The following is a 26206-nucleotide window of genomic DNA, read 5'->3' on the forward strand; positions in this document are numbered from 1 at the left end:
TTAGCAGCGACTAAAGGCCGCTATGCCGATTACCCCCTCCCCATGCATCTGCCGCAACAACGCCAATCCACTATCGATAAAGGCCTGCGACCCCGCCATCCCTGCCTCCACCGCCAGCCCTTCCAGCTGCGCCCGGCCATCGAGCTGAGGAAATTCCCCGATCCGCTGCAACAACCGCCACGCCAACGGGCTCAGTTCGGAAAAGTGCACACTCCAGTCCTCGGCCCGACGCACCAACAGCAACGTCGGCTGGGTCGGTGGCACTTGCGGCCGATAATCCGGCCCCACTTTTTGCACCGGCCAGCCATAGGCCAACGGCCAGGCCAGTGGCGAAACCTGCAACGGTTGATCCAGCAGCAGCCCTGCATCGCTGGCAGGTTGCGGCTCGGCGTCAGATTGTTGCAGGGCCATTTCGACCCATTCGTAATGCGCCAGTTCGACCATGAACGGCGGCCACGGTCCATCGCTCAACGCCAGCGGCATCGATGCGAGGAACCCGACGAACTCCCGGGCGATCTCGCCGAATTTTGGCGTGTGAGCGCGGTAGTCCCGCAGGAAGATCCGCACCAGAGAACGCCAGTCACTGTCCCCCAGTATTCTCACCAACACCGGAAAGGTGCCACTGAGCAACGACGACAGGTTCGAGAACACCAGATCGCGATAAACCTGCGCCCGTGCCACGTCCATCCCGGCAGGCGGTGCGCAGTGGTCGGGGTCGCGCAGGTAGCGAGTCAATGTGTCCTGCTGCTGGTGCAGCGTCGGTTTATCCACGGTTCGCCTCCTCCTGCAGTCGACGGATGATCTGCAACTCGCTCACCAATTCAGAGAACGCCGGGTAGTTGAAGTCCCGTTCAAGCAGCGTCGGCTGTACACCGAACCGCGCATACGCCTCGGTCAGCAAAGCCCAGACCACCGGTTTGACCGAGGCGCCGTGGGTGTCGATTTTCAGGGTGTCGGATTCGTCGAAATGCCCCGCCACGTGCATTGCGACTACCCGCCCCGTGTCGATGCCCGCCAGAAACGTCTGCGGATCGAAACCGTGATTGATCGAGTTGACGTAGACATTGTTGACGTCCAGCAGCAGGTCGCAATCGGCTTCGCGCAGCACTGCGTTGGTGAACGTCAATTCGTCCATGTCCTGCTGCGGCGCGGCGTAGTAGGAGACGTTTTCCACCGCCAGGCGCCGACCGAGAATGTCCTGTGCCTGGCGAATTCGGGCGGCGACGTGATGCACCGCTTCCTCGGTAAACGGCAACGGCAGCAGATCGTAAAGATGCCCGTCATCGCTGCAGTAGCTCAGGTGTTCGCTGTACAGCGGCACCTTGTAGTGATCGAGGAAAACCCGCACTTCCCGCAAAAACCCGACGTCCAGCGACGCCGATCCGCCCAGCGACAAGGACAAGCCGTGACAGGACAATGGATAACGCTCGGCCAGGGCACGAAACGCCGCGCCATGCGCGCCGCCGATGCCGATCCAGTTTTCCGGCGCGACTTCCAGAAAGTCGAAAGCGCTTTTCGGGGCCGCTTGCAGGTCCTTCATCAAACCGCGGCGCAAGCCTAGCCCGACGGTCGCCTGCGCAGATGTGAGGGGAATTTGCATGGTGTCGATCTCATCCTGGGATCCGGTCTCCAGCAACTGAACGCTCAGTGCCGGCCGGCAGGCCCAGTCAAACGCCGCGATGTGTCGGGTCTGTGTGCGCAAACGCCCCTCTTCTCAGCGCACTGTATCGGACAGGTAGCCAGATACAGACGGATACACGAACTAGACTTGTTGATTACCCCCCGCAGGGGGGAGCCAGGACGCGGTTATCGTCCTGTTCATTCCCACGATCACCGCCACAGGTGCACGCCTCGACAAACAATGCCTGCGGGCTGTGATCCTGCTGAAGGAGCACACAAGATGGACGAGGCCAGACTCAATGATTTCATGGGCAAACTGGTGAGCGACATGGGTGGAGCGGCGATGCTCGCCAACGTCATCCTCGGCGAAGAACTCGGCCTGTACCGGGCCATGGCCGACAGTCAGCCCGTCACCCCCGAAACACTCGCCGCGAAGACCGGCTGCAACACCCGCCTGCTGCGTGAATGGCTCAGCGCCCACGCCGCCTCCGGTTACATGGAACACCGCGACGGCCAGTTCCGCCTGCCCGAAGAGCAGGCCCTGGCGCTGGCGATCGAAGACTCACCGGTTTATGTAGCCGGCGGTATGGCGGTGGTTGCGTCGTTTTTCCATGACAAGGACAAACTGGTCAACGCCATGCGCGGCAACGGCGCCCTGCCCTGGGGCGATCACCATCCGTGCATGTTCAGCGGCACCGAGCGGTTCTTCCGCCCAGGCTACAAGGCGCATCTGGTCAGCGAATGGCTGCCGGCCCTCGACGGGGTGGTCGCCAAACTGGAGGCTGGCGCGAAAGTGGCGGACATCGGCTGCGGCCACGGCGCCTCGACGGTGATCATGGCCCAGGCATTCCCCGAGTCGCGGTTCGTCGGTTTCGATTACCACGCGCCTTCGGTCACCGTCGCCACTCAGCGCGCTGAAGAAGGTGGCGTGTCCGGACGGGCACGGTTCTTCCAGGGCACCGCCAAGAGCTATCCGGGCGACGACTATGATCTGATCTGCTATTTCGATTGCCTTCACGACATGGGTGACCCGGTGGGCGCCGCACGGCATGCCTATGAATCGCTCAAACCCGACGGCACGGTGCTGCTGGTGGAACCCTTCGCCAACGACACGCTTGAGGAGAACACCAACCCGGTGGGACGGCTGTTCTACGCCGCCTCGACCTTTATCTGCACACCCAACTCGCTGTCCCAGGAGGTCGGCCTCGGGCTCGGTGCCCAGGCAGGCGAGGCACGGTTGCGCAAGGTCTTCACCGAGGCGGGGTTCACCCAGTTCCGGCGAGCCACGGAAACGCCGTTCAACCTGATTCTGGAGGCGCGTAAATAAACACCGCTGACTGCTGATTTACGGGACCGTTGTCGGGTTTCAGAGGGAAAGTTGTTGGCCAAGGTTTTCAGCCTTGAGAATATCGAACAACGCCTGCGCCGCCGCCGACAGTTCTTGCCCCGTGGTCAGCACCCCGATCGCCCGTTCCACCACCGGGTCGCGCAGGGTGATGCAACGGGCGCCCAACTCGCGCATCTGCCCGGCGCACAACGCTGGCACCGCGCTCACGCCCAGTCCGCTGGCCACCATCCGCCCGACCGTTGCCAACTGATGACTTTCAAACTCCACCGGCAATTTCATGCCCCGCGCCTGCAAGTGCTCTTCGAGCATCACCCGCACCGTGGAAGGACGCTGCAAGGTAATGAACGGCTCCTTGAGCAGAGTCTGCCAATCGATGTCGCTCAGGTCCGCCAGCGGTGAATCAAGCGGCACCACCGCCACAAACCGGTCGATGTACAACGGGGTAAATTGCAGTGACGAACTCTGGGTCGGCTCAAACGCCACGCCCAACTCCACCTGACGGTCGCGGACCATTTCCAATACCTGCTCGTTGATCACGTCGTTCACCGTGACGTTGACCTTGGGGTAACGCGCGCGGAAGGTCTTGAGAATCGGTGGCAGCAGGTTGCCGGCAAACGACGGCATTGCCGCCAGCGTCACGCGGCCGCGCTGAAGGGTGAAGCGTTGGCGCAGCTCATCCTCGGCATTATCCCAGTCCGCGATCAGCCGACGGGCCAGTGGCAGGAGTGATTCACCCTCGGCGGTCAGTGCGACGTTGCGGGTATTGCGCGTGAACAGGCGCCCGCCCAGGCCCTCCTCCAACGCCTTGATGGTCAGGCTCAATGCCGACTGGGACAGGTGCAGCCGCTCGCAAGCCACGGCAAAGCTCAAACTCTGGGCCACGGCCAGGAAGGCGCGGATCTGTTTAACGGTCATGGCCACTGTCTCCAACATAGCGCGAACTCATTGGTGAGTTTTATCTATCAATCAACCTTAAAAATCAACTTAACAAATAAATCCTGCGGCGAGACACTCCCTCCCCATCCGGCTAGCCAGCCGCCCACAAAGAATAAAAGAGGTGCATATGGCAGGGTTCGACAAGCGCGTGTATTCCTATGAGGAAGCGATGGCCGGTCTTGAAGACGGCATGACCGTGATCTCCGGCGGCTTCGGCCTGTGCGGGATTCCGGAAAACCTCATCGCCGAGATCCAGCACCGGGGCACCCGTGACCTCACCGTGGTCTCCAACAACTGCGGCGTCGATGGGTTCGGTCTCGGCGTGCTGCTGGTGGACCGGCAGATCCGCAAAGTGGTGGCCTCCTACGTCGGCGAGAACAAACTGTTCGAAGACCAACTGCTTAAAGGCGAAATCGAAGTCGTCCTGACCCCCCAAGGCACCCTCGCCGAGAAAATGCGCGCAGGCGGTGCCGGCATCCCGGCGTTCTTCACCGCCACCGGCGTCGGCACTCCGGTCGCTGAAGGCAAGGAAGTGCGCGAATTCAAGGGCCGCCAGTACCTGATGGAAGAATCCATCACCGGTGACTTCGCCATCGTCAAAGGCTGGAAAGCCGACCATTTCGGTAACGTGGTCTATCGCCACACCGCCCAGAACTTCAACCCGCTGGCCGCCACCGCTGGCAAGATCACTGTGGTCGAAGTCGAAGAAATCGTCGAACCCGGCGAGCTGGACCCGTCGCAGATCCACACCCCTGGCATCTACGTCGACCGGGTCATTTGCGGCACGTTCGAAAAGCGCATCGAACAGCGCACCGTGCGTAAGTGACCCCCTGCCCCCGGACCGAATGAAGGAATAACAACAATGGCACTTTCCCGCGAACAAATGGCTCAGCGCGTCGCCCGCGAAATGCAGGACGGCTACTACGTAAACCTCGGCATCGGCATTCCGACCCTGGTCGCCAACTACATCCCCGAAGGCATGGAAGTCATGCTGCAATCGGAAAACGGCCTGCTCGGCATGGGCGCCTTTCCGACCGACGCCGAAGTCGATGCCGACATGATCAACGCCGGCAAGCAAACCGTGACCGCGCGAATCGGGGCATCGATTTTCTCCTCCGCCGAATCGTTCGCGATGATCCGCGGTGGCCACATCGACCTGACCGTGCTCGGCGCGTTCGAAGTGGACGTCGAAGGCAATATCGCCTCCTGGATGATCCCCGGCAAACTGGTCAAGGGCATGGGCGGCGCGATGGACCTGGTGGCCGGTGCGGACAACATCATCGTCACCATGACCCACGCCTCCAAGGACGGCGAGTCGAAACTGCTGCCCCGTTGCAGCCTGCCGCTGACCGGCGCCGGTTGCATCAAACGCGTGCTGACTGACCTGGCCTACTTGGAAATCCACAACGGTGCGTTCATCCTCAAGGAACGCGCACCAGGCGTGAGCGTCGAGGAAATCGTCGCCAAGACCGCCGGCAAACTGATCGTGCCTGACCACGTCCCTGAAATGCAGTTCGCTGCCCAGTGAGGAATCCGTCCATGCAAGACGTTGTGATAGTTGCTGCCACTCGCACTGCCATCGGCAGTTTCCAGGGGTCGTTGGCCAATGTGTCCGCGGTTGACCTCGGAGCGGCGGTGATCCGCCAGTTGTTGGCGCAAACCGCCCTGGACCCGGGGCAGGTCGATGAAGTGATCATGGGCCAGGTATTGACCGCCGGCGCCGGGCAAAACCCTGCGCGCCAGGCTGCGATCAAGGCTGGCCTGCCTCACGCCGTACCGGCCATGACCCTGAACAAGGTCTGCGGCTCGGGCCTCAAAGCGCTGCACCTGGCGGCGCAGGCGATTCGCTGCGGCGATGCCGAGGTGATCATCGCCGGTGGCCAGGAAAACATGAGCCTGGCCAATTACGTGCTGCCCGGCGCCCGTACCGGTCTGCGCATGGGCCACAGCCAGATCGTCGACACGATGATCAGTGACGGTTTGTGGGATGCGTTCAACGATTACCACATGGGCATCACCGCCGAGAACCTGGTGGACAAGTACGGCATCAGCCGTGAAGCCCAGGACGCCTTCGCTGCCGCCTCGCAACAGAAAGCCGTGGCTGCCATCGAAGCCGGGCGTTTCGTCGATGAAATCACCCCCATCCTGATCCCCCAGCGCAAGGGCGATCCGCTGGCCTTCGCCACCGATGAACAGCCGCGTGCCGGCACCACCGCCGAGTCCCTGGGCAAGCTGAAAGCGGCCTTCAAGAAGGACGGCTCGGTGACCGCCGGCAACGCCTCTTCGCTGAACGACGGCGCGGCTGCGGTGATCCTGATGAGTGCCGAGAAAGCCAAGGCCCTCGGCCTGCCGGTGCTGGCAAAAATCGCCGCGTACGCCAACGCAGGCGTCGACCCGGCGATCATGGGCATCGGCCCGGTTTCGGCCACTCGTCGTTGCCTGGACAAGGCTGGCTGGTCCATCGATCAACTGGAGCTGATCGAAGCCAACGAAGCCTTCGCCGCGCAATCCCTGGCGGTGGCCAAGGACCTGGAATGGGACCTGAGCAAGGTCAACGTCAACGGCGGCGCGATTGCCCTGGGTCATCCGATTGGAGCCTCGGGTTGCCGGGTGCTGGTGACCTTGTTGCACGAGATGATCAAGCGTGATGCGAAGAAAGGTCTGGCCACCCTGTGTATCGGTGGTGGTCAGGGCGTGGCATTGGCCATCGAGCGGGCGTAAGCCCCTCTGGTTACACCCGATACCCTGTGGCGAGGGAGCTTGCTCCCGCTGGACTGCGCAGCGGCCCCAAAATCTCGGTACTTTTCGTAGATTATGTGAGTGAGCGGGGGTGAAGATCAAAAGATCGCAGCCTTCGGCAGCTCCTACAGAGGAATGCATACTCCTGTAGGAGCTGCCGAAGGCTGCGATCTTTGAACGATTCAGCCCACAAACTGCAAAATCAACCAGCTGTTGGCCGCACTGATTACCGTAAACAATCCCCACGCCAACATCCGAGTTGGCAGCCGATTCACAAACGGCCCCATGAGCGTCTGATCGTTGGTCATGCGAATCAACGGGTACAACGCGAACGGTAGTTGCAGGCTGAGTACCACCTGACTCAACACCAGCAGTTTGCCGATCGCCCCGTCGCCCATCAGCCACACGCCGATAAACGCCGGGATCAGCGCCAGTCCGCGAGTGATCAAGCGCCGTTGCCAGCAGGGCAAGCGCAGATTCAGGTAGCCCTCCATGATCACCTGGCCCGCGATGGTGCCGGTGAAGGTCGAGCTCTGCCCCGACGCCAGCAACGCCACACCAAACAACACGCTGGCCAACGCCCCGCCCACCAATGGATCGAGCAAGTGATAGGCATCCTGGATGTCCACCACGTCGGTGTGCCCGGTCTTGTGGAAGGCCGCCGCGGCGAGAATCAGGATCGCCGCGTTGACCAGCAGTGCCAGGGCCAGGGAGCCGATGGTGTCGATGCGCGCCAGTTTGACCGCGTCCTGCTTGCTCGCCAGGTCCTTGCCGATCATCCGCGTCTGCACGATCGAGGTATGCAGGAACAAGTTATGCGGCATCACCGTGGCCCCGAGAATGCCGATGGCCAGGTACAACGGCGCCGCATCGCCAATCGCCGAAAGTGACGGTGTGAAACCGCGAGCGACATCCGGCCAATAGGGTTTGATCAGCCACAGTTCGACGAAGAAACACACGCCGATCGTGCCCACCAGCACCAGCATGATCGCCTCCAACCGGCGGAAACCCCGGTTTTGCAGGGCCAATACCAGCAACGTGTCGAACGCGGTGAGCGCAATGCCAAACGTCAGCGAACAGCCCAACAGCAAGTGGAACGCCAGGGCGCAGCCGAGCACTTCGGCGAGGTCAGTGGCGATGATCGAAATTTCCGCCAGCAGCCACTGGGTCCGTGCGGTCCGCGTGCTGTAGCGCTCCCGGCACAACTGCGCCAGATCGCGCCCGGTGGCGATGCCCAGGCGCGAGCACAAACACTGCACCACCATCCCCGCCAGGCTCGCCAGCAACACCACGAACAACAGGCTGTAGCCAAACCGCGAACCGGCCTCGATGGCCGTGGCCCAGTTGCCCGGGTCCATGTAGCCGATGGACACCAGCAAACCGGGGCCGGCGAAACGCAGAACGCGCTTGAAGAACGAAGCACGAGGGTCAACGGCAACCGTGCCGGCCACTTCCGGTGGGCAAAACGGCGCGGTGCCGACTTTGGGCAAACTGAATTTCACGCAAGCATCCGTCAACAGGTGGGAGCGCGCAGCTTAGACGTTTCGCGCACGCGGGTGTAGGCGCTCAGCGCTTGCGCAGAGGCCCGCCTTAAGCAATCCATCGCCCGCAATGCTAACGTGACCGGCTCACACAGATGGAGATGCGTGCGTGCTGATGCTCAAACTGCTGGTGATTCCGGGATTTCTGTTGCTGATTTCCCTGGCCGGTAAACGCTGGGGACCGAGCGTGGCTGGTTGGCTGTCGGGGATGCCGGTGGTGGTGGGGCCGATTCTGTTGTTCCTCGCCATCGAGCAAGGCCATGTGTTCGCGGCTCAAGCGGCAACGGCGGCGCTATCAGCCATGTTCGCGATGATTGCCTTCTGCGTGACGTATGCCCAGGTCGCACAACGCGTGAGCTGGCGATGGGCGTTGACGATGGCGCTGCTGGTCTGGGCGCTGGTGGCTGTTGTGCTGTCGCTGATCCCGCCGTCGCTGGCGCTCTCGGTGATCGCCGCCGCCACCGCGTTGCTGGCCGCGCCCTACCTGTTTCCCTCGGTGCAACCCGTCGTTTCAGGACCCGCGCCGAAGTCCGACAAGCTGCTGCTGCGTATGTTGGCTGGCGCCCTGCTCACGTTGGCCGTGACGCTGCTGGCCAGCACCGTCGGCGAGCGCTGGAGCGGACTGCTTGCAGTGTTCCCGGTACTGGGCAGTGTGATGGCGGTGTTTTCCCAGCAGACTCGCGGGCCGGCGTTTACGGCGGCGTTGCTCAGGGCCACGGCAACCGGGATGTATTCGTTCGCGGCGTTTTGTCTGGTGCTGGCGTTGGCGTTGCCGAGGTTCGGCTGGACGGGATTTGCATTGGGGATAGGCGCCTCGTTCGGGATGCTGTTGGTGACTAAACAACGGGCATTGCGCCCAGCGCCTTATCGTTTCAACGAACAGCAGCGATGATCACCCTGCACCCTGTTCGCGATCCATGGGATGATCGCCGTCATAGCGCAACCATCCCACGGAGAGTTTGAATGTCATTGTTGAGTAAAAAAGCCGTTGTTCTGCTGCTGACAGCGGCTGCCAGCCTGGGAGCCTTGAATGCGCAGGCAGCCAAGGCCACTTCCAGCGACAAAGCGCCGACCCAGAAGGTCTCGATGCTCGGCGGCAAGTTCACCTTCACCCTGCCCAAGGGTTTCATCGCCAACCCGCTGCCGGCCGGCGATGCAGCCACCGGTACCGCCGGGGCGACAGGCACGATGTACACCAACCAGGCCACTAAAACCGTGGTGATCGCCGCCGAAAACACCATTCCCGGCGGCGCCAACGTCAAGGACAACGACGGTGAGTTCCTCGACGCCACCGTGTCCGCTTTCGCCACCGAGCAACGCAACGCCTTGCCGGACTTCAACAAGCTGAGCGAAAAAAGCCTGACCCAGAAAGGCACGGGGCTGGGCCTGCGACAGATCGACAGCACCGCCACCCAGGGCGGCGGCATGACCCTCGACACCTCGCTGATGGCCGCTTCCGGCACTCGCATGGCCATCATTCAGGTCATCTCCCGCCCCAACGACAAAACCGGCCACGAAACGCTGGTGAACCAGATCATTACCGGCAAATAAACCCGACCGGTTCAGGGATTGAGGCGCTGCAACCAGGCGCTCAAATCCTGCATCTCGGTGGCGCTGATGCTGTGGCCGACACCTTCGTAGGCATGAAACTCAGGCTTGAGTGACACGCGTTGCAACAGGCTGTCGGCCTCGGTGCCATCGTTGTAGGGCAGGCGTTTGTCGGCGGTGCCATGACCGATGAAAATCGCCAGCGACTGGCGTTTTTCATCCGGTTTGAGTTCGGACTTGAGCACCGGCAGGATGCGCCCGCTCAACGCCGCAATGCCGCCCACCGCCTCGGGATGACGCAACGCGACTTCATAGGACATGATCGCGCCCTGGCTGAAACCCACCAGGAAAACCTTGTCCGTTTCGGTGTGATATTTCTTTGCCGCTTGTGCGACGAAATCCAGTAGCACCTGGCCGCTGGCCTTCAGGTCGTCCGTCTCGCCGTTATAGGCGCCCTCGCCCTTTTTGCGAAACCACTGGTAACTGCCCTCTTCCAACGTCATCGGCGCCCGCACCGACAGATAGTTGTACTGCGGCGGCAATTCATCCTTGATACCGAACAGGTCCTGCTCGTTGCTGCCGTAACCGTGCAGGAAAATCACCAAGGGCTGGTTACGGAATTCAGCGTTGGCCTGTTCCAGGTACTTGAGCGGCAGATCGGTGCGTAGCGGGATTTGAGCGTGGACGGCGGTGGACGCCAGGAGCGTGAGCAGAGCGAGAAACTTCAACATAAACCTTCCTTCACAGCGCGCAGGATTCGGGACAGAGCCTAACATCTCTTCCCTCCGATGCACCGTTTCCCTCTGATGCACCATCCCCTCGTAGGAGCTGCCGCAGCCTGCGGCAGCTCCTACATTTGAATCGCATCGGGACGTCAGTCGTTGACCAGTTTCCCGACCCGGATCGGCTCACGTCCGGCGACTTTCGCCTGCCAGGTGCCCGGTTGCGTGTAGCGTCCGCGATCGATGGCAAACAGCACGCCACTGGTTCCGGCGCACACGGTGGTGGCCCGGTCGCTCAATGGATCGACTACTTCAAACAACGCGTCGCCCCGCTCCACCCATTCACCTGAAATGCGCAGGAAACTGACCACCCCGTGATGCGGTGCAAACAGGTACTCGGTGCCTTCGAACGGCAGGCCCTCACAGCATTCGCTCGGCGCTGCCGGCCAGGTGCCGGTGATGAAACCCTGTTCGGCGAGGAACCCCAGGATCGCCTCGCAGTTGGCCTGGGCCTGATCGACCCGTGTATCGCCCATGCTGCCCAGCTCCAGCGTGGTCGCCAGGTTGGCCGGCGGGATCGCTGCCTCGGGAAAGGCCCGTGCCAGGCGCAACCACGGCGTAGAGCACGACTCATCGAAAGAGCTGCCGCCGGAATCCTCACACAACAACGCCACCCCGGCCTTCAGGCGAGCCGCCAGGGAGCGCCATTGCGGCCAATGCTGCGGCAAGGCATACAGGTGAATCGCCGCGTCAAAATCGCAATGCAAGTCGAGGGTGATGTCGGCCTCGCAGGCGTGGCGCAGCAGCAAGCGGTGCATGGCTTCCAATTGCGAAAGCGGTGCCGGCAGACCATCGAGCACCTGCCCCATGGTCTGGCGAATCAGTACGATGTTGGCCTGGGCGTCACCCCCCAATTGATCGCCGATCAACTCAGCCACCGGTGCGCTGAGTTCAACGAACGAGCGGTTGAAGTTCTTGCCGCTGCCCAATTCGAAGCGACCCATGTGGCTGCCTTGCAGGTGCTGATCGAGGCCGATGGGATTGGCCACCGGCACCAGTTCGACGATGCCCTGAAGTTGCCCCTGGGTTTCGAGCTCGGCCAGACGCTTCTTCAGTTCCCAGGCGGTGCGCATGCCCGGTAGTTCGTCCGCGTGCAGGCTGGCCTGGATGTAAACCTTGCGAGTACCCGCGCCATAACGAAACACGCTGAGCGTGCGTTCAGTCCCCAGATGGCTCCAGGGCAGTGAATGATCGATGCGTTGCATGGGGACTCCTGAATATCTGTGCGATGAGGCCATTCTTGTGGGAGCGAGCCTGCCCGCAACCACAAAGTCCAGCATGAAAAAATGGCCACCGCATCCACGGTGGCCACTTCTCTACGGCGTATTAATGGCCGTAAACATCGAAGTTGAAGTACTTGTCCTGCACTTGCTTGTACTTGCCGTTGGCGCGGATTTCCGTGATGGCGGTGTTGAATTTGTCTGCCAGCTCTTTATCGCCCTTGCGCACGGCAATACCGGCACCACCGCCGAAGTACTTGGCGTCTTCATAGGTCGGGCCAACAAATGCGAAACCTTTACCGGCGTCGGTTTTCAGGAAACCGTCGTCCAAGTTGACCGAGTCGGCCAGCATCGCGTCAAGGCGACCGGCAACCATGTCCAGATTGGCTTCCTGCTGGGAACCATAACGCACCAGGTCGATGCCGGCCGGCACCAGCACTTCGGTGGCGAAGCGGTCGTGGGTACTGGCGCGCAGTACACCCACTTTCTTGCCCTTGAGCTCGGTCAGCGGATCCTTGACGTCGGTGCCTTCCTTCATCACGAAACGCGCCGGGGTGTGGTAGTACTTGATGGTGAAATCGACGTTCTTCTTGCGGTCGTCGGTGATGGTCATGGACGACAGGATCGCGTCGATTTTCTTGACCTTCAGGGCCGGGATCAGGCCATCGAACTCTTGCTCGACCCAAGTGCACTTCACTTTCATCTGTTCACACAGCGCGTCACCGATGTCCACGTCGAAACCGGTGAGTTTGCCGTCGGGGGTTTTCATCGAGAATGGCGGGTAACCGGCTTCGATCCCGAGGCGAATCGGTTTGGCGTCTTCGGCCACGGCGGTCAGGGACAACATCGACAGTGCCAGAGCACCGAACATCACTCGCTTCTTCATTTATAACTCCTGTGTGCGGAGGCTTTTATTGGCAGCTTTCGATTGGCAACTTTCGGCTAGTGAAGACCGAAGTGGCCGGCAGTCTAGAGCGGCTACAGGAGGGCAAATTGTGTTTAGGCGACAAATACTTATAAAAAAGAAGCCGAGGGATTCGACGCACTTGAAGTGTGCTCCGAGGTGGTGCAAGGACTGTAGGACAATCCTTTGCTTCAGACAAAACCTACACATTTTCGGGTACTGATCCGATCGAAGAGTCGCACTGGCGATGAACCTTTTTTTGCCTCACATTGACCCGCCAACCGCCCCCACAAGAGAAACGTGATGCCCGCGCTGAATCTGATCCAGCACCATCCTGCCGAAGGCCCCGGCGCCATTGCCGAATGGGCCCGGTCCCGAGGCATTACCCTGAACGTGTTTCGCGCCGACCTCGGTCAGTTGCCGTCGGTGAGCGCGACACCGCTGATTCTATTGGGTGGGCCTTATGAATCAGGTGCCGGGCCGGTATGGCTGGAAACAGAGCGTCAGTGGCTGGCGGGCAGCCTGGATCAGGGCGCGGCGGTGTTCGCGATTTGCCTGGGGGCGCAGTTGCTGGCGCTGAGCCTGGGCGGCAATGTGCGGCGGATGGCTCACACCGAAACCGGCTGGACTACCGTGACCTTTGCCGATGGTCCGGCGCTGAAGGTGCTGGAGTGGCATGAAGACGCGATCGATCTGCCGCCCGCTGCACAGTTGCTAGCCAGCAGCGAGGTTTGTGAGCAGCAGATGTATCGCGTCGGGGCGACGCGGGTGGGGTTGCAGTTCCACCCGGAATGGAATGCTGAATCGGTGGCGATCCTCAATGAGCACTTTGGCGAGGAATCACCGCTGCCCAGGGAGCCACAGGACAGCGCCGCTTATGCAGCGGTGTTTGACTGGTTGCAGGTGACGCTCGATGAGTGGTGGGCGGCGCGGACAGCAGTTTGAAAACAAGATCAAAAGATCGCAGGCTTCGCCAGCTCCTACAGAGGGTACACATTCCAACGTAGGAGCTGCCGCAGACTGCGATCTTTTCGGCTACATCAACATTCGCAGCCAATCACCGTACTGACCGGCCGTTGTACCGCAACACTCAACTCAAACCCTTCATCCAGCCACCCGGTCACCCCGCCGATCATCTCCTTGACCGGGTAACCCAGCGCCGCCAGTTTCACCGCAGCCTTGTTGGCGCCGTTGCAGTGAGGTCCGGCGCAATAGACCACAAACAGCGTGGACTTCGGATAGGCCGCCAGGCCATCAGCTGTGATCAATCGACTCGGGATGTTGATCGCGCCTGGCACATGTCCTCGTTCGAACGCCAACGGTCCGCGCACATCCACCAGAACAAAATCCACCTCGCCGGCCTCTTGGCTGCTGTAGACGTCGGAACAATCGGTTTCGAAGGTCAGACGATTGCTGAAGTGCATCAGGGCGATGGCGGACGGGGCTGCGGGAATCTCGCGAACCAGGCTAGGCATGGGCTGTACTCCAAAGTCTCAGTGGGTGTGAGAAAACTTTATCTGCTCCGGCCTTGCCGCTACAGTGGCGCACAAGACACTCACCGGGAATTTTCCGCCAAATGCAGCCCACCCCAGGTTTAGTCGCGATTCTGGCCTACGACGGCCTCTGTACCTTCGAATTCGGCATTGCCGTGGAGATCTTCGGCCTGGCGCGGCCAGAGTTCGATTTCCCTTGGTACGAGCACCGAATCGTCGCCGTCGACCAAGGGCCGATGCGCGCCATGGGCGGCATTCAGGTGCTGGCCGACGGCGGGATGGAACTGCTTGAGCGCGCCCGAACCATCATCATCCCCGGCTGGCGCGACCGCAGCGCGCCGGTGCCGGAGCCCTTGCTCGCCGCCCTGCGCCAGGCTCATGCCCGAGGCGCGCGGTTGCTGTCGATCTGTTCCGGGGTGTTCGTACTGGCGGCCACCGGTTTGCTGGACGGTCACGGCGCCACCACCCATTGGCGCTACACCACTGAACTGGCCGAGCGCTTCCCGAACATTCTGGTGGATCCGGACGTGCTGTATGTCGATTCGGGTCAGTTGATTACTTCGGCCGGCAGCGCCGCCGGCATCGATGCCTGCCTGCATCTGGTCGCGCGGGATTTCGGCACGCAGGTGGCCAACTCGGTGGCCCGCCGGTTGGTGATGTCGCCGCAACGCACCGGCGGCCAGGCGCAGTTCATTCCGTCGCCGGTCAGCCAGACGCCGCGCAGCGATCTGTCGCGGGTCATGCAGTGGGCGCGGGAACGTCTGCATGAACCGCTGGAGGTTCGCGACCTCGCCAGCGAGGCGGCCATGAGTGAGCGCACGTTCCTGAGGCGGTTCACCGAAGCCAGCGGTATGCCGCCCAAAGCGTGGCTGCAGCATGAACGCCTGGCCCGGGCCCGCGAGCTGCTGGAGAGCACGAATCAAAACACTGACCAGATTGCCCAGCACTGCGGTTATCGCTCGGTGGAGAGTTTCCGGGTGGCATTTCGCAGCGTGGTCGGCGTGCCGCCTTCGGTGTATCGGGAACGGTTCGGGCGCAAGGTCAGTGCTGTTTGAATCATCTCAGTCCAGAGGCGTTACAGACCGCCCCAACACTCTTTATCAATGGCGATAAAAACAATAAGGACTCATGAGGAATCGCACTAACTTATCGCCAATCTTAATATCAAATATCTCGACTCCTCACCCGCCGCGATTAGTAAAACAATATTAAAAATTACTCTTGCGCAGCCCATTGCATATTTATCGGCGCCTGCTTAACTGCAAAAACTGCTGATGACAGCAGTGCCCGCAAAACCACGGAAGGAGTCGTTATGAGCAGTTCAACTCGCCATAGCATGCCGCCCTATGGGGTGGCCATCCAAGGCGCGATCAAGGCAGGCGACCTGCCGCAAATGAAGACGCTGTTGAAACAACGCGATGCATCCACACCAGAAAATAAAGAGCTAAAAACTGCTTACGAGCAGTTGGTTAAGGAAATCGCACGCCTGGAAAAGCACTAATAGCTATTTCCGCTCCCCTTATTGCAATGGAGGCAATAATTATGTCTGGTTCTAATCAGCAACCTGTCGGCTTGTTCCCACTCTGCTACCGAATTGGTACTTCGGCACCCGGAGCACAAAGTCTGGCACTCAATCTTCTGGTCTTTACCCCTGAGCAAACGGTAAGCGGCACTGCCGCAATCACTCAGGCAACCAACCCGCCGCTGGATGTGCATTCGGATGTCTGGGGCGAATACACCTACATGACAGTTATGAAACCGGGTGTCAGCAAGATTCTGATTACCGCTCAAGGCAATAATGGCGGCCCGGGCTCGAACTCCATCGTGAATTTCAAGTTGCATCTGGTGGTCGGTAGCGACTGGAAAGAAGGCGTCGCCAATTACGAGTACTTCAATGGTCAGCGGTGGGTCCAGGTCAATGCTCCCGCCCATCTTGTCGAGTCGGTACCCTCCAACGCTTATAAATCAGTGCCTTTGGAGCCCGGCCCGGTCATTCCGGCGTATCCACCGATCATGCCGCTGTACGCCGCACCGATTCAAAGTGCCATTGCCAGCGGCGACCTGGCCCAGATGAAAAACCTGGCCCGCCTGGCCCAACAACAACTGGATCAGCAACCCCAACTGCAAAGTGCGCTTGAAACGGCCAAGGGCGAAATAAGCCGGCAGGAACGCCGCTGACCCGCCCACGAAACATGCCCGAATTGTCCTGAATACAAAATAAGGGAGTAGCACCATGTCAATCGGACTTTTTCATACCCGCCTGAATGTCAGCAATCATCTACTGGGCGCACCGGTTTTAACCCTGGATCTGTTGGTGGATACCGTAAACAAGAAAGTCAGCGGTGTGGCCAGCATTTTTCAAAGCACCTACCCTCCACTCAACTTCCGTGCCCGTGTCTGGGGTAGCTACTCGGAGGCCAAACTGATTCCCGAGGCGGAAAGCCATATCCTCCTCTCCCTGGATGGCAGCCCGAGCGGCCCTCTCAGCCAGATTGCCCAGACCTTCGACCTGAGGGGCATTTTAGGTGGCGATTGGGCCAGCGGTTTTGCCGACTACAAGTACTTCAATCAGGACCATTGGACTACCGTAAGACACGCCGCCGTCAGCCAGGCCCCAGTGATTGAGCGCCCAGAGCATCCGCACCATGCGGTGCCGCTCTATGCCGTCGCGGTACAGCAAGCGCAAACCAGCGGTGACCTGGCGCAACTGAAGTCCGTGGTGAGCCAGGGTGAACAGCAATTGGCCAACAGCGGTGCCCTGCGCAGCGCGCTGGAGCAGCTGAACGCTGAAATCGCCCGCCTGGAGGCCCGATAACCCCAGTCAGGTAAGCGCAAACCCATGTGGAAGCGGGCTTGCTCGCTCCCACAGGGTCCGCGCTATTGACCAACAACAAAAGGTAAATCCGGTCGCGCCATTGACTCAAGGAAGGCGCGAACACTTCGATGGATTCGTGCCGCGCACGCGTTGGTGCGCAAGGATTTCCCATGTCAGACAGTCGCCCTGCCCGCTACCTCAGTGAAACCGACCTCAAACGCTACGTGCCGGTGCATGTGGTCTGGGAAATCACTCTGGCTTGCGATCTCAAATGCCTGCATTGCGGCTCACGCGCCGGCCATCGACGCCCCGATGAACTGAACACCCGGGAGTGCCTCGACGTCATCGATTCCCTGGCGGCACTCGGCACCCGCGAGATCACCCTGATCGGCGGTGAAGCTTATTTGCGCAAGGACTGGACCCAACTGATACAGGCCATCCACGATCACGGCATGTATTGCGCGATACAAACGGGTGGGCGCAACCTGACGCCCGCGAAAATGCAGGCAGCGGTGGACGCCGGGCTCAATGGCGTCGGTGTGTCACTGGATGGACTGGCCCCACTGCATGACGCAGTGCGCAATGTTCCGGGCTCGTTCGACAAGGCGGTGGACACCCTGCGACGCGCCAAACAGTCCGGGCTCGCGGTGAGCGTCAACACACAAATCGGCGCGGCGACGTTGCCCGACCTGCCCGAGCTGATGGACCTGATCATCGACCTCGGCGCTACTCACTGGCAGATCCAGCTGACAGTCGCCATGGGCAATGCCGTCGATCACCCGGAGCTGCTGTTGCAGCCCTATCAACTGCTGGAGGTGATGCCGTTGCTGGCGCGCCTCTACCGCGAAGGGGTCGATCGCGGCCTGCTGATGAACGTGGGCAATAATATTGGTTACTACGGCCCTTACGAGCACATGTGGCGTGGTTTCGGCGACGAGCGCGTGCACTGGAGCGGTTGCGCCGCCGGCCAGACCGTGCTGGCGCTGGAAGCCGACGGCACGGTAAAGGGTTGCCCGTCATTGGCCACGGTGGGGTTTTCGGGCGGCAATGTACGCAACATGAGCCTGCACGATATCTGGCATTACAGCGAAGGCATGCACTTTGGCCGCCTGCGGTCGGTCGACGACCTGTGGGGCTACTGCCGAGGCTGTTACTACAACGACGTCTGCCGTGGCGGCTGCACCTGGACCTCGCACTCCCTGCTTGGCAAACCCGGCAATAATCCCTACTGCCATTACCGCGCGCTGGACCTGCAAAAACGCGGGCTACGCGAGCGCATCGTCAAACTCGAGGATGCGGCAAAAACCTCCTTCGCCGTCGGACGCTTTGATCTGATTACCGAGCGCATCGATACCGGCGAGAAGGTGAACAGCGTCAGCGACAGCGGCCAGGTGATCAAACTGGCCTGGGCGAACCAGGGCCAGAAATCGCCTGACGAAGGACGTATTCCACCGCAACTGGCGCTGTGTCGAGGCTGCTTGCAGTACATCCATGCACACGAAGTGACGTGCCCCCACTGCGACGCCGATGTCGCCGCTGCGGAAGCCGTGCATCAGATAGACCGTGCCCGGCAACAAGCGATCATCAACACGCTGACCGGCCTGCTGGGATTGCCGCAAAATAATTTGATGTAGCGTTTATGCCGACGCATCACCAGGGAAGCGACCTCGCAGATCGCTTCCCTGGCACATCACCCGGCATGCGGGTCTGCGCGTTGCGAAAAGGACGGTTACTGAGCCGTCGGGTGTTCGACGATCAGTGATTCGATGTTCATTTTTTTCGCCCGGGTCAGCGCCGCCGTTATTTCAGCTTGCCTGGCCTGCGCCTCGGCTTGCGAACCGAACGGCCCGACCAGAATACGAACCTTTCCATTTTCCTTCACGACGTTGGGAACGAAGCTGTGCTCAATCAACCAGCCGCTCAGGTCACTGACCGCCTGGGGTGTCTCGCCACGCACTTCGACGTCCCACTGCGGGCCCGTTACCGCCGTGGGGACGGAGGCGACTGCCGGTTGCGGCTTTTGAGCGTCAACCCCTTTATCCTCACCGCATCCGGCCAGCGTCAGTACCGCGATTACCAAGACCATTTTGCGCACAACGCTTTCCTCCGAATGCTTAAAGCGGCGATTTTAACATCCATGGATCCATCCCGAGTGCCGCAAAATGGGCTCAAAACAACGAGAATGATGGTGGCGGCCTCTGTATAGTTACACCTTGGGAATTAATGCAGCCTCTGCGCGTCAGAAAGAGGCACCCAAACCGTGAAACTTCGCACTAATCTATATCTAATACCGACCTCTGCACTGTCCGAACCAGGTGCCCTACAAAGCAATCAAGGAGAAAACCATGCTGATACTCACCCGCAAAGTCGGTGAAAGCATAAACATCGGTGATGACATTACGATCACCATTCTGGGCGTTAGCGGCCAGCAAGTCAGGATTGGCATCAACGCCCCGAAAGACGTTGCGGTGCATCGCGAAGAAATCTATCAACGCATCCAGGCTGGCCTGACCGCCCCGGACAAGCCGCAAACGCCCTGAATCCTGCTGCAGTCAGTAGCCAGCCCATTCTGCCTCGAATAACGGCTGGCTAAAGATTCAGGCGCCACTTCGCTCTGCGCTCCGTCACTCTTTGCGATGCCATCGCAACACGGAGCCGATACTACCGCCCTGCCTCCTGCAATGACTGTCAGACGTTTCGGATTTGCTGCGAGAAAGAGCGCTCCCCTTCCCGGTTAGCCAAACGTCACACCACGCGCCATGCCCGTCGCCGCCACGACCATCAGCACCAGCAACAGCGCCTCGATATGACTGATACGGGCAAACAGCGTTGCACGCCCAGTATCGATAGCCGCGCCACGCCCCAGCGCAATCCGCCATTTGATCAGCGTCACCATCGGTGCAATCTCAAGCAACAGGATGAACACGAAGAGCGTCATCTTGAGATGAAACAGGGGTTGGTGAAGATAGTAATCAGTGCCTTTTTCGTACCCGCCAAAGGCTCGCAGCCCACCCGTGATCAGCAGAGTGACTGCAGAGATCCCCCACAGATTATCTGCAATCAAAACACGGCGAGCGTCCCCTGCCCCGGCACTCAGACGACGTAACGCCGTACCGCGGGTCAGTACAGCCCAAAAACCCAGAGCAAAGGCCAAGAGGTGAACCGCCGCCAGAAACCAGTGAGCCAGCATCGACATACTCCCATCAGGACAAAGTTGAATCAGCCTTACAGTAGTAGTCCATCGTGTGGGATTTGCTCACGCATGTAGCTGGGCTGATCTCCCGCACCTCGCCATCGGGCAAATTGCAGGCGAAAAAAAACCGGGTTCCTGATGGATACCCGGTTTTGAGAGTCCTGGACTTAATCCAGTCTTTTTGAAATCGAAGTGCGAGCGTTGCTCAACCCTTTCGTGTTGTGATCGCCAGGTGTAGAGGCCGAAATGGCAGAGGCCTTCGCCACTCCTCGCGTGTCTCTGGAGTGAGCAATGCCCGAAGTGACGGAGCCATGGCCGCGGTCACTGTTACGTTCACTGCCATAGTGGTTGCCTTTGAGGCCATGGTCCCGGACGGCTTTGCCGGCGTGATCACTGCTCAAGCCGGCACCACGGCCGACGTGGTCGCTGCTCAGGCCTGCGCCACGGCCGATGTGGTCGCTACTCAAGCCTGCGCCACGGCCATTGCTGCTGACGCCGCCGGAATGGCCGGAACCGCCGATGCCACCATGACCACCGCCGTTACCGCCGCCATTGCCACCACCGTTACCACCGCCGCCACCGCCACCGCCACCACCCTTCGCATAGGCGGAGCTCATGATGGACAGTTCAGCGGGCAATAACGGGGCAGCTGCAAGCATCATCACGCAGGACATGACAGCAACAAAGCTCTTGTTTTTTAATAGCATGGTGAGGTTCCGTGGAGGTTGATATTGCACGGATTAATTGACCGATTCGGCCTCACACAGTTCAAAGGCCGGCGACCAGTGGGCAAGCAATGTGCAGCTATCGAACCTGCACACTGCTTCCCGCGATGTTGCTGGTCGTTATGCGGCAAGGGCGCGATTGAAATTTATCGCCCTCACATCAATCGAATGCGCCATTGAGCACCTCGTAGATGATCCCGGTAGCGATGGCCACCAAAATCAAGTCAGTGCCAGCCTGCTGCCACTCATAGCCATCGTAGTGGGGAAGCTGGCCGAGCAGACGGCCATCGAGTTTTTTGGCGATCCCCGGCGGCAGAGGTTTACCGCGCGCAAGGTTTTTCTGAATACCGGGTGGCAAGGCGGGACCGGGGCTCCAGTAGTCGCGATAACCACCCACGATGCCAAGGACGCTACCGTGGTTGATGCTCGGGCCGTGACTCCAATCGTCCCCCCCTGAACCTTTCCCTTTGTTTCCATGGCCGGAGTTGCCATGGTCCTGGTTGTATTGTGGATTTCCCTTGCCTCCTCCCTGGCCTTTCCCGTTTCCCGGGTCGGCCAATGCAGTCACTGAACCAGACACCAAGGCAAGACACGTCATAGCGGCGATCAACGAGCGAGATCTAAACATATCCGTTCTCTCCGAAAGGGGATGTCCCCTGAAGAATGTAGACGGCTATGGCGGTATTAGTTCAGCAACAGTGTTTACTGGAAGTAAGGCGCCGAGTTGGCGTTTTTGAGGATTTTGCAAAAGCCAGGTAAATCGCAGACAACAAAAAAGGGCCCACCTTTCGGTGAGCCCTTCTAGACCGCCCAGCAGAGCGGATTTTGTTTGGTAGGCGCGATTGGACTCGAACCAACGACCCCCACCATGTCAAGGTGGTGCTCTAACCAACTGAGCTACGTGCCTGCTGTGAGGCGGCATTCTACGGAATTCCGGAGGGGTGTCAACACCTTTTTTTCACCTAACCCTATGAATATGCAAAATATTTAATTTCGCTGTGGCAAAGAAGATTTTCCGGTGGCTGGCGGTCGATTTTTAACTCGGGTAGGATCAATGCACTCGTAAAATATATTAAACAGAGGCTGCAGGATGGCGAACACTTCCTACCCAGAGTCCTATTACGCCGCGTCGGCCAATGCGGCACCAGCGCGCCCGGCCTTGCAGGATGATGTAGAGACTGATGTCTGTGTAATCGGCGCCGGTTACACCGGCCTGTCCTCTGCCCTGTTCCTGCTGGAAAACAGTTTCAAGGTTACGGTGCTGGAAGCCGCCAAGGTCGGTTTCGGTGCGTCGGGACGCAACGGTGGCCAGATCGTTAACAGCTACAGCCGTGATATCGATGTGATCGAGCGCAGCGTCGGCCCCAAACAAGCTCAGTTGCTGGGGCAGATGGCGTTCGAAGGTGGGCGGATCATTCGTGAGCGAGTGGCCAAATATAATATCCAGTGCGACCTGAAGGATGGCGGTGTGTTCGCCGCCATTACCGACAAGCAGATGGGCCATCTAGAGTCTCAGAAGCGCCTGTGGGAGCGTTTCGGTCACACACAGCTTGAGCTGCTGGATCAGCGTCGTATCCGCGAGGTAGTGGCTTGCGATCAATATGTCGGCGGCATGCTCGACATGAGCGGCGGGCATATTCATCCACTCAATCTTGCCTTGGGCGAAGCAGCAGCCGTGGAGTCGTTGGGCGGCACTATTTACGAGCAATCGCCGGCAGTACGCATCGAGCGCGGTGCCAACCCGGTGGTGCATACGCCTCAGGGCAAGGTCAGGGCCAAGTTCATCATCGTCGCCGGCAACGCGTACATCGGCAATCTGGTGCCGGAGCTGGCGGCCAAGTCGATGCCCTGCGGGACTCAAGTGATCACCACCGAACCCTTGGGCGATGAATTGGCCAAGCGCCTGCTGCCCCAGGACTACTGCGTCGAAGACTGTAACTACCTGCTCGACTACTACCGCCTGAGCGCCGACAAACGCCTGATATTTGGTGGCGGCGTGGTGTATGGCGCGCGGGATCCGGCGAACATCGAGGCGATCATTCGACCGAAGATGCTCAAGGCCTTCCCGCAACTCAAGGACGTGAAAATCGATTACGCCTGGACCGGCAATTTCCTGCTGACCCTGTCGCGTCTTCCTCAGGTCGGGCGACTTGGCGATAACATCTACTACTCCCAGGGCTGCAGTGGCCACGGCGTGACGTATACGCACCTGGCGGGCAAGGTATTGGCCGAAGCATTGCGTGGTCAGGCTGAACGCTTCGACGCCTTCGCCGACCTCCCCCACTACCCGTTCCCCGGCGGGCAATTGCTGCGCACACCGTTCGCAGCGTTGGGCGCCTGGTATTACGGATTGCGGGACAAGCTCGGGGTCTGATCGACCGACTCAGGAGCGGCGACTTCTTGTAGCGAAGTCGCCGTCGAAGCCCAACAGGTGTCAGTGGCGCGCAAAGTGACTCGGCCGTTGTAGTGCCGAGGCTGGATGCAGAAGGATTAGAGCGCAAAGGCGCGAAAGAAGAAAAAGCCAAATCACAGACACAAAAAACCCCGGTCTTTCGACCAGGGTCTTTGCTATCGACTCGAAGATTGCCAATGGCCTTCTTCGTAGCTCCAAGGCGTTCAGTGGGCCTTGAGGCAGATATGGCGCAGCGGACGGGACTCGAACCCGCGACCCCCGGCGTGACAGGCCGGTATTCTAACCGACTGAACTACCGCTGCGTATCGCTTTGAGCTGACGCTCAAGTAACTCGTCTGATTGAAACTTCGAGACTTTTCGATCTCGCTTTTCAATCTCGAACCAGGGTAAACCTGATTCGGAAAATATGGCGCAGCGGACGGGACTCGAACCCGCGACCCCCGGCGTGACAGGCCGGTATTCTAACCGACTGAACTACCGCTGCGCGTCGGTGGAGGCTTTTCAGCTTCCCTCTTGCTTACACAAGAGTCTCAAGAGTTGGTGGGTGATGACGGGATCGAACCGCCGACATTCTGCTTGTAAGGCAGACGCTCTCCCAGCTGAGCTAATCACCCTTTGCATCTCTGAGGCCGCGAAATTTACGCAGGTACCGAAGCTAAGTCAATACCCCGCTTGAAGTTTTTCTAAAAAAGACAAAATCGTGTCATTCCGGACGAGGCCGACAACCGTCAGACCGCTTTCGCGAGCAGGCTCGCCCCCACAGTGGACCGCGCTTCTTCAGACAACAGGTTTTCTAATGTGGGAGCGACCCGACTCTAGGCGGCGAGCCGACGATGATGGCAACACATTCAACATCAATGCCGGGGCAGCGCCCCTGCCCCGTTACTCGCTGTAAATCATCTTCTTGGTCATGCCACCATCGACCACAAACTCCTGGCCCGTGACGAAACCAGCGTTCTTCGACAGCAACCAGGCCACCATTGCCGCCACGTCTTCGACGGTCCCTACCCTGCCCGCCGGATGCTGCGCATGATCGGCGTCAGTCAGCGGTTCGGCGCGCCGTGCCGCTGGATCCCGCGCATCGATCCAGCCGGGACTGACCGCATTGACGCGAATCTCTGGCCCCAAACTGATGGCCAAGGCGTGAGTCAGGGCCAACAGACCGCCCTTGCTCGCCGCATAAGCCTCTGTGTCGGGTTCTGACTGCGCGGCGCGGGTCGAGGCCAGGTTGACGATCGCGCCGCTGTGAGCGCGCAGGTACGGCGCACAGTGCTTGGCCAGCAGCATTGGCCCACTGAGGTTCACCGCCAGCACCCGGTTCCAGTAGGCCAGGTCGAGGCTTTCCAGGGTGATGTTGTGCGGATCGGCCACCGCCGCATTGCACACCAATGCATCCAGACGCCCGAACTGCCCCAGCACCTCGGCCACACCCAGCGCCACCTGCGCTTCATTCGCGACGTCCATGGCGATGAACCAGGCGTTTTCGCCGAGCACCTTCGCCACTTTCGAACCACGCTCGCGATCCAGATCGGTCAGCACCACCTGCCAGCCTTCGCTGATCAGCCAAGCCGCAATGCCCAGACCAATGCCGCGCGCGGCACCGGTGACCAGCGCGACGCGGCCATGGGTCCCCGTGGTCGGCGTCGACAACTCGATCACAAGGCAGCCAACCCGCGCGCCAGATCGGCTTGCAGGTCTGCCACGTCTTCCAGACCGACCGCAATGCGAATCAGGCTGTCACGGATCCCCGCAGCTTCACGCTCTTGCGGCGCCAGACGGCCGTGAGAGGTGGTGCTCGGGTGCGTGATGGTGGTTTTGCTGTCGCCCAGGTTGGCGGTGATGGAGATCAGGCGAGTCGCATCGATAAAGCGCCAGGCGCCCTCTTTGCCGCCTTTGACCTCGAAACTCACGACCGCACCGAAACCCTTCTGCTGACGCTGGGCCAGTTCGTGCTGCGGATGGCTCTTGAGGCCGGCGTAATGGACTTTCTCGATGCCGTCCTGCTGCTCCAGCCACTCAGCCAGTTGCTGGGCATTGGCGCAATGCCCCTTCATGCGCAGGCTCAGCGTTTCCAGACCCTTGAGGAAAATCCAGGCATTGAACGGACTCAGGGTCGGCCCGGCAGTGCGCAGGAAACCGACGACTTCTTTCATCTGCTCACTGCGACCCGCCACGACACCGCCCATGCAACGACCCTGGCCGTCGATGAACTTGGTCGCCGAGTGCACGACAATATCCGCGCCCAGCTTCAGTGGCTGCTGCAGTGCAGGCGTGCAGAAGCAGTTGTCGACCACCAGCATCGCGCCCTTGGCGTGAGCGATTTCCGACAGCGCGGTAATATCCACCAGCTCGGCCAGCGGGTTGGACGGCGATTCTACAAAGAGCAGTTTGGTGTTGGCCTTGATCGCCGCATCCCAGCCGGACAAGTCCGCCAGCGCTACGTAATCGACTTCGATGCCAAAGCGCTTGAAGTATTTCTCGAACAGACTGATGGTCGAGCCGAACACGCTGCGCGACACCAGCACGTGATCGCCGGCACTGCACAGGCTCATTACCACCGCCATGATCGCGGCCATGCCAGTCGCCGTAGCCACGGCTTGCTCAGCGCTTTCCAGCGCGGCAATGCGCTCTTCGAACGAGCGCACGGTCGGGTTGGTGTAGCGCGAGTAAACGTTGCCCGGCACTTCACCGGCAAAACGCGCAGCCGCGTCGGCGGCGGTACGGAATACGTAGCTGGAAGTGAAGAACATCGGATCACCGTGTTCGCCTTCCGGCGTACGGTGCTGACCGGCGCGGACGGCCAGGGTATCGAACGCTACGCCTTCGAGGTCGCTGTCCAGCCGACCGGCATCCCAATCCTGACTCATGCTGTCACTCCTTGCCTTGCTCTTTATTTAGTAGATACAAAACCGGCCCCTCAGGGCCGGTA

28 protein-coding genes and 4 tRNA genes are annotated in these 26206 nt (G+C 60.2%); 14 read left to right on the plus strand and 18 right to left on the minus strand.

Annotated elements, in window-relative coordinates; genetic code table 11:
• Together AC1D2Q_RS17445 and AC1D2Q_RS17450 are read right to left on the minus strand one after the other, a co-directional pair.
• Complete coding sequence (locus AC1D2Q_RS17445; RefSeq protein ID WP_477813974.1) at positions 1-771, minus strand: HvfC family RiPP maturation protein; 771 nt, start codon at positions 769-771, stop codon at positions 1-3.
• Positions 764-1600: an HvfB family MNIO-type RiPP peptide maturase gene (locus tag AC1D2Q_RS17450; protein ID WP_477814113.1), complete on the minus strand. Its 837-nt coding sequence runs from the start codon at positions 1598-1600 to the stop codon at positions 764-766. Before AC1D2Q_RS17450 ends, AC1D2Q_RS17445 begins: the two co-directional genes overlap by 8 nt.
• A 300-nt stretch (positions 1601-1900) precedes the next feature.
• Here AC1D2Q_RS17450 and AC1D2Q_RS17455 point away from each other — a divergent pair, with 300 nt between their 5' ends.
• Positions 1901-2947 (plus strand): class I SAM-dependent methyltransferase, encoded by a 1047-nt coding sequence (locus AC1D2Q_RS17455; protein ID WP_477813975.1) that lies wholly within the window; start codon positions 1901-1903, stop codon positions 2945-2947.
• Positions 2948-2986: 39 nt separating this feature from the next.
• On the opposite strand, the gene AC1D2Q_RS17460 is transcribed toward AC1D2Q_RS17455, so the two are convergent.
• Positions 2987-3883 (minus strand): LysR substrate-binding domain-containing protein, encoded by an 897-nt coding sequence (locus AC1D2Q_RS17460; protein ID WP_477813976.1) that lies wholly within the window; start codon positions 3881-3883, stop codon positions 2987-2989.
• 148 nt (positions 3884-4031) lie between these two features.
• Between AC1D2Q_RS17460 and AC1D2Q_RS17465 the strand changes: the two genes are divergently transcribed.
• From AC1D2Q_RS17465 to AC1D2Q_RS17475, 3 genes are read left to right on the plus strand one after another with little or no spacing between them, the layout of a single operon-like run.
• Positions 4032-4730 (plus strand): CoA transferase subunit A, encoded by a 699-nt coding sequence (locus AC1D2Q_RS17465; protein WP_018928063.1) that lies wholly within the window; start codon positions 4032-4034, stop codon positions 4728-4730.
• Positions 4731-4766: 36 nt separating this feature from the next.
• The gene (locus AC1D2Q_RS17470; RefSeq protein ID WP_018928064.1) at positions 4767-5432 is read left to right on the plus strand and encodes a CoA transferase subunit B; all 666 of its coding nucleotides are present in this window, start codon (positions 4767-4769) and stop codon (positions 5430-5432) included.
• 11 nt (positions 5433-5443) lie between these two features.
• The gene (locus tag AC1D2Q_RS17475; RefSeq protein ID WP_477813977.1) at positions 5444-6625 is read left to right on the plus strand and encodes an acetyl-CoA C-acetyltransferase; all 1182 of its coding nucleotides are present in this window, start codon (positions 5444-5446) and stop codon (positions 6623-6625) included.
• A gap of 200 nt (positions 6626-6825) precedes the next feature.
• Here AC1D2Q_RS17475 and AC1D2Q_RS17480 read toward each other — a convergent pair whose 3' ends face one another.
• Positions 6826-8145 (minus strand): Nramp family divalent metal transporter, encoded by a 1320-nt coding sequence (locus AC1D2Q_RS17480; RefSeq protein WP_477813978.1) that lies wholly within the window; start codon positions 8143-8145, stop codon positions 6826-6828.
• A gap of 148 nt (positions 8146-8293) precedes the next feature.
• Between AC1D2Q_RS17480 and AC1D2Q_RS17485 the strand changes: the two genes are divergently transcribed.
• Both AC1D2Q_RS17485 and AC1D2Q_RS17490 read left to right on the plus strand, forming a co-directional pair.
• Entirely contained in the window at positions 8294-9076 is a 783-nt protein-coding gene (locus AC1D2Q_RS17485; protein ID WP_477813979.1) for a hypothetical protein, read from the plus strand.
• A 71-nt stretch (positions 9077-9147) separates the two neighbouring features.
• On the plus strand, positions 9148-9735 hold the full coding sequence (locus AC1D2Q_RS17490) for a DcrB/PsbP domain-containing protein (protein WP_477813980.1): 588 nt from the start codon (positions 9148-9150) through the stop codon (positions 9733-9735).
• An 11-nt stretch (positions 9736-9746) separates the two neighbouring features.
• On the opposite strand, the gene AC1D2Q_RS17495 is transcribed toward AC1D2Q_RS17490, so the two are convergent.
• The 3 genes from AC1D2Q_RS17495 to AC1D2Q_RS17505 all read right to left on the minus strand — a co-directional run bounded on the left by AC1D2Q_RS17495 (position 9747) and on the right by AC1D2Q_RS17505 (position 12620).
• Positions 9747-10463: an alpha/beta hydrolase gene (locus tag AC1D2Q_RS17495; protein ID WP_477813981.1), complete on the minus strand. Its 717-nt coding sequence runs from the start codon at positions 10461-10463 to the stop codon at positions 9747-9749.
• Between the two features lie 143 nt (positions 10464-10606).
• Positions 10607-11719 carry a succinylglutamate desuccinylase/aspartoacylase family protein gene (locus tag AC1D2Q_RS17500; RefSeq protein WP_477813982.1) on the minus strand — a complete coding sequence of 371 codons (1113 nt, stop codon included), beginning with the start codon at positions 11717-11719 and terminating at the stop codon, positions 10607-10609.
• Between the two features lie 121 nt (positions 11720-11840).
• Positions 11841-12620 carry an ABC transporter substrate-binding protein gene (locus AC1D2Q_RS17505; RefSeq protein ID WP_064617000.1) on the minus strand — a complete coding sequence of 260 codons (780 nt, stop codon included), beginning with the start codon at positions 12618-12620 and terminating at the stop codon, positions 11841-11843.
• Positions 12621-12941: 321 nt separating this feature from the next.
• Between AC1D2Q_RS17505 and AC1D2Q_RS17510 the strand changes: the two genes are divergently transcribed.
• Positions 12942-13583 carry a type 1 glutamine amidotransferase gene (locus tag AC1D2Q_RS17510; protein WP_477813983.1) on the plus strand — a complete coding sequence of 214 codons (642 nt, stop codon included), beginning with the start codon at positions 12942-12944 and terminating at the stop codon, positions 13581-13583.
• Positions 13584-13678: 95 nt separating this feature from the next.
• Here AC1D2Q_RS17510 and AC1D2Q_RS17515 read toward each other — a convergent pair whose 3' ends face one another.
• On the minus strand, positions 13679-14113 hold the full coding sequence (locus tag AC1D2Q_RS17515) for a rhodanese-like domain-containing protein (RefSeq protein ID WP_477813984.1): 435 nt from the start codon (positions 14111-14113) through the stop codon (positions 13679-13681).
• 101 nt (positions 14114-14214) lie between these two features.
• Here AC1D2Q_RS17515 and ftrA point away from each other — a divergent pair, with 101 nt between their 5' ends.
• The 5 genes from ftrA to AC1D2Q_RS17540 all read left to right on the plus strand — a co-directional run bounded on the left by ftrA (position 14215) and on the right by AC1D2Q_RS17540 (position 18580).
• On the plus strand, positions 14215-15186 hold the full coding sequence (gene ftrA, locus AC1D2Q_RS17520; RefSeq protein WP_477813985.1) for a transcriptional regulator FtrA: 972 nt from the start codon (positions 14215-14217) through the stop codon (positions 15184-15186).
• A gap of 257 nt (positions 15187-15443) precedes the next feature.
• Positions 15444-15632 (plus strand): DUF1843 domain-containing protein, encoded by a 189-nt coding sequence (locus AC1D2Q_RS17525; protein WP_477813986.1) that lies wholly within the window; start codon positions 15444-15446, stop codon positions 15630-15632.
• 41 nt (positions 15633-15673) lie between these two features.
• Positions 15674-16309: a DUF1842 domain-containing protein gene (locus tag AC1D2Q_RS17530; protein ID WP_477813987.1), complete on the plus strand. Its 636-nt coding sequence runs from the start codon at positions 15674-15676 to the stop codon at positions 16307-16309.
• Between the two features lie 55 nt (positions 16310-16364).
• Complete coding sequence (locus AC1D2Q_RS17535; protein WP_477813988.1) at positions 16365-16946, plus strand: DUF1842 domain-containing protein; 582 nt, start codon at positions 16365-16367, stop codon at positions 16944-16946.
• Between the two features lie 170 nt (positions 16947-17116).
• Positions 17117-18580: a GDL motif peptide-associated radical SAM/SPASM maturase gene (locus AC1D2Q_RS17540; RefSeq protein WP_477813989.1), complete on the plus strand. Its 1464-nt coding sequence runs from the start codon at positions 17117-17119 to the stop codon at positions 18578-18580.
• Between the two features lie 95 nt (positions 18581-18675).
• On the opposite strand, the gene AC1D2Q_RS17545 is transcribed toward AC1D2Q_RS17540, so the two are convergent.
• Positions 18676-19041: an SPOR domain-containing protein gene (locus tag AC1D2Q_RS17545; protein ID WP_477813990.1), complete on the minus strand. Its 366-nt coding sequence runs from the start codon at positions 19039-19041 to the stop codon at positions 18676-18678.
• Between the two features lie 250 nt (positions 19042-19291).
• Here AC1D2Q_RS17545 and csrA point away from each other — a divergent pair, with 250 nt between their 5' ends.
• Positions 19292-19486, plus strand: coding sequence for a carbon storage regulator CsrA (gene csrA, locus AC1D2Q_RS17550; RefSeq protein WP_007938114.1), 195 nt, complete (start codon positions 19292-19294; stop codon positions 19484-19486).
• 194 nt (positions 19487-19680) lie between these two features.
• Here the strand turns inward: csrA and AC1D2Q_RS17555 are convergent, their stop codons facing one another.
• From AC1D2Q_RS17555 to AC1D2Q_RS17570, 4 genes are all read right to left on the minus strand, one after another.
• Positions 19681-20136, minus strand: a complete 456-nt coding sequence (locus AC1D2Q_RS17555) for a DUF2214 family protein (RefSeq protein ID WP_477813991.1) — start codon at positions 20134-20136, stop codon at positions 19681-19683.
• Positions 20137-20306: 170 nt separating this feature from the next.
• On the minus strand, positions 20307-20846 hold the full coding sequence (locus tag AC1D2Q_RS17560) for a hypothetical protein (protein ID WP_477813992.1): 540 nt from the start codon (positions 20844-20846) through the stop codon (positions 20307-20309).
• A 178-nt stretch (positions 20847-21024) separates the two neighbouring features.
• Positions 21025-21492, minus strand: coding sequence for an anti-virulence regulator CigR family protein (locus tag AC1D2Q_RS17565; RefSeq protein ID WP_007935023.1), 468 nt, complete (start codon positions 21490-21492; stop codon positions 21025-21027).
• Between the two features lie 202 nt (positions 21493-21694).
• Positions 21695-21771: transfer RNA gene (locus AC1D2Q_RS17570), tRNA-Val, on the minus strand.
• A 183-nt stretch (positions 21772-21954) separates the two neighbouring features.
• On the opposite strand from AC1D2Q_RS17570, the gene AC1D2Q_RS17575 reads away from it, so the two are divergent.
• The gene (locus AC1D2Q_RS17575) at positions 21955-23238 is read left to right on the plus strand and encodes an NAD(P)/FAD-dependent oxidoreductase (protein WP_477813993.1); all 1284 of its coding nucleotides are present in this window, start codon (positions 21955-21957) and stop codon (positions 23236-23238) included.
• A gap of 264 nt (positions 23239-23502) precedes the next feature.
• On the opposite strand, the gene AC1D2Q_RS17580 is transcribed toward AC1D2Q_RS17575, so the two are convergent.
• From AC1D2Q_RS17580 to AC1D2Q_RS17600, 5 genes are all read right to left on the minus strand, one after another.
• Positions 23503-23579 (minus strand) — tRNA-Asp (locus tag AC1D2Q_RS17580).
• A gap of 105 nt (positions 23580-23684) precedes the next feature.
• Positions 23685-23761 (minus strand) — tRNA-Asp (locus tag AC1D2Q_RS17585).
• 54 nt (positions 23762-23815) lie between these two features.
• Positions 23816-23891 (minus strand) — tRNA-Val (locus AC1D2Q_RS17590).
• A gap of 268 nt (positions 23892-24159) precedes the next feature.
• Entirely contained in the window at positions 24160-24936 is a 777-nt protein-coding gene (locus tag AC1D2Q_RS17595; RefSeq protein ID WP_008007225.1) for an SDR family oxidoreductase, read from the minus strand.
• On the minus strand, positions 24933-26144 hold the full coding sequence (locus AC1D2Q_RS17600; RefSeq protein ID WP_477813994.1) for an O-succinylhomoserine sulfhydrylase: 1212 nt from the start codon (positions 26142-26144) through the stop codon (positions 24933-24935). The genes AC1D2Q_RS17595 and AC1D2Q_RS17600 overlap by 4 nt, the downstream gene beginning before the upstream one ends.
• Between the last annotated feature and the right edge of the window lie 62 nt (positions 26145-26206).

This window comes from Pseudomonas sp. P1_A1 (genome assembly GCF_056406935.1).

Bases quoted from the DNA above. Each gene is read 5' to 3' on its own strand.
- AC1D2Q_RS17450 (WP_477814113.1), bottom strand. From the start codon at position 1,600: ATGCAAATTCCCCTCACATCTGCGCAGGCGACCGTCGGGCTAGGCTTG.
- AC1D2Q_RS17455 (WP_477813975.1), top strand. From the start codon at position 1,901: ATGGACGAGGCCAGACTCAATGATTTCATGGGCAAACTGGTGAGCGAC.
- AC1D2Q_RS17460 (WP_477813976.1), bottom strand. From the start codon at position 3,883: ATGACCGTTAAACAGATCCGCGCCTTCCTGGCCGTGGCCCAGAGTTTG.
- AC1D2Q_RS17465 (WP_018928063.1), top strand. From the start codon at position 4,032: ATGGCAGGGTTCGACAAGCGCGTGTATTCCTATGAGGAAGCGATGGCC.
- AC1D2Q_RS17470 (WP_018928064.1), top strand. From the start codon at position 4,767: ATGGCACTTTCCCGCGAACAAATGGCTCAGCGCGTCGCCCGCGAAATG.
- AC1D2Q_RS17475 (WP_477813977.1), top strand. From the start codon at position 5,444: ATGCAAGACGTTGTGATAGTTGCTGCCACTCGCACTGCCATCGGCAGT.
- AC1D2Q_RS17490 (WP_477813980.1), top strand. From the start codon at position 9,148: ATGTCATTGTTGAGTAAAAAAGCCGTTGTTCTGCTGCTGACAGCGGCT.
- AC1D2Q_RS17495 (WP_477813981.1), bottom strand. From the start codon at position 10,463: ATGTTGAAGTTTCTCGCTCTGCTCACGCTCCTGGCGTCCACCGCCGTC.
- AC1D2Q_RS17500 (WP_477813982.1), bottom strand. From the start codon at position 11,719: ATGCAACGCATCGATCATTCACTGCCCTGGAGCCATCTGGGGACTGAA.
- AC1D2Q_RS17505 (WP_064617000.1), bottom strand. From the start codon at position 12,620: ATGAAGAAGCGAGTGATGTTCGGTGCTCTGGCACTGTCGATGTTGTCC.
- AC1D2Q_RS17510 (WP_477813983.1), top strand. From the start codon at position 12,942: ATGCCCGCGCTGAATCTGATCCAGCACCATCCTGCCGAAGGCCCCGGC.
- AC1D2Q_RS17515 (WP_477813984.1), bottom strand. From the start codon at position 14,113: ATGCCTAGCCTGGTTCGCGAGATTCCCGCAGCCCCGTCCGCCATCGCC.
- ftrA (WP_477813985.1), top strand. From the start codon at position 14,215: ATGCAGCCCACCCCAGGTTTAGTCGCGATTCTGGCCTACGACGGCCTC.
- AC1D2Q_RS17525 (WP_477813986.1), top strand. From the start codon at position 15,444: ATGAGCAGTTCAACTCGCCATAGCATGCCGCCCTATGGGGTGGCCATC.
- AC1D2Q_RS17530 (WP_477813987.1), top strand. From the start codon at position 15,674: ATGTCTGGTTCTAATCAGCAACCTGTCGGCTTGTTCCCACTCTGCTAC.
- AC1D2Q_RS17535 (WP_477813988.1), top strand. From the start codon at position 16,365: ATGTCAATCGGACTTTTTCATACCCGCCTGAATGTCAGCAATCATCTA.
- AC1D2Q_RS17540 (WP_477813989.1), top strand. From the start codon at position 17,117: ATGTCAGACAGTCGCCCTGCCCGCTACCTCAGTGAAACCGACCTCAAA.
- csrA (WP_007938114.1), top strand. From the start codon at position 19,292: ATGCTGATACTCACCCGCAAAGTCGGTGAAAGCATAAACATCGGTGAT.
- AC1D2Q_RS17555 (WP_477813991.1), bottom strand. From the start codon at position 20,136: ATGCTGGCTCACTGGTTTCTGGCGGCGGTTCACCTCTTGGCCTTTGCT.
- AC1D2Q_RS17560 (WP_477813992.1), bottom strand. From the start codon at position 20,846: ATGCTATTAAAAAACAAGAGCTTTGTTGCTGTCATGTCCTGCGTGATG.
- AC1D2Q_RS17565 (WP_007935023.1), bottom strand. From the start codon at position 21,492: ATGTTTAGATCTCGCTCGTTGATCGCCGCTATGACGTGTCTTGCCTTG.
- AC1D2Q_RS17575 (WP_477813993.1), top strand. From the start codon at position 21,955: ATGGCGAACACTTCCTACCCAGAGTCCTATTACGCCGCGTCGGCCAAT.
- AC1D2Q_RS17600 (WP_477813994.1), bottom strand. From the start codon at position 26,144: ATGAGTCAGGATTGGGATGCCGGTCGGCTGGACAGCGACCTCGAAGGC.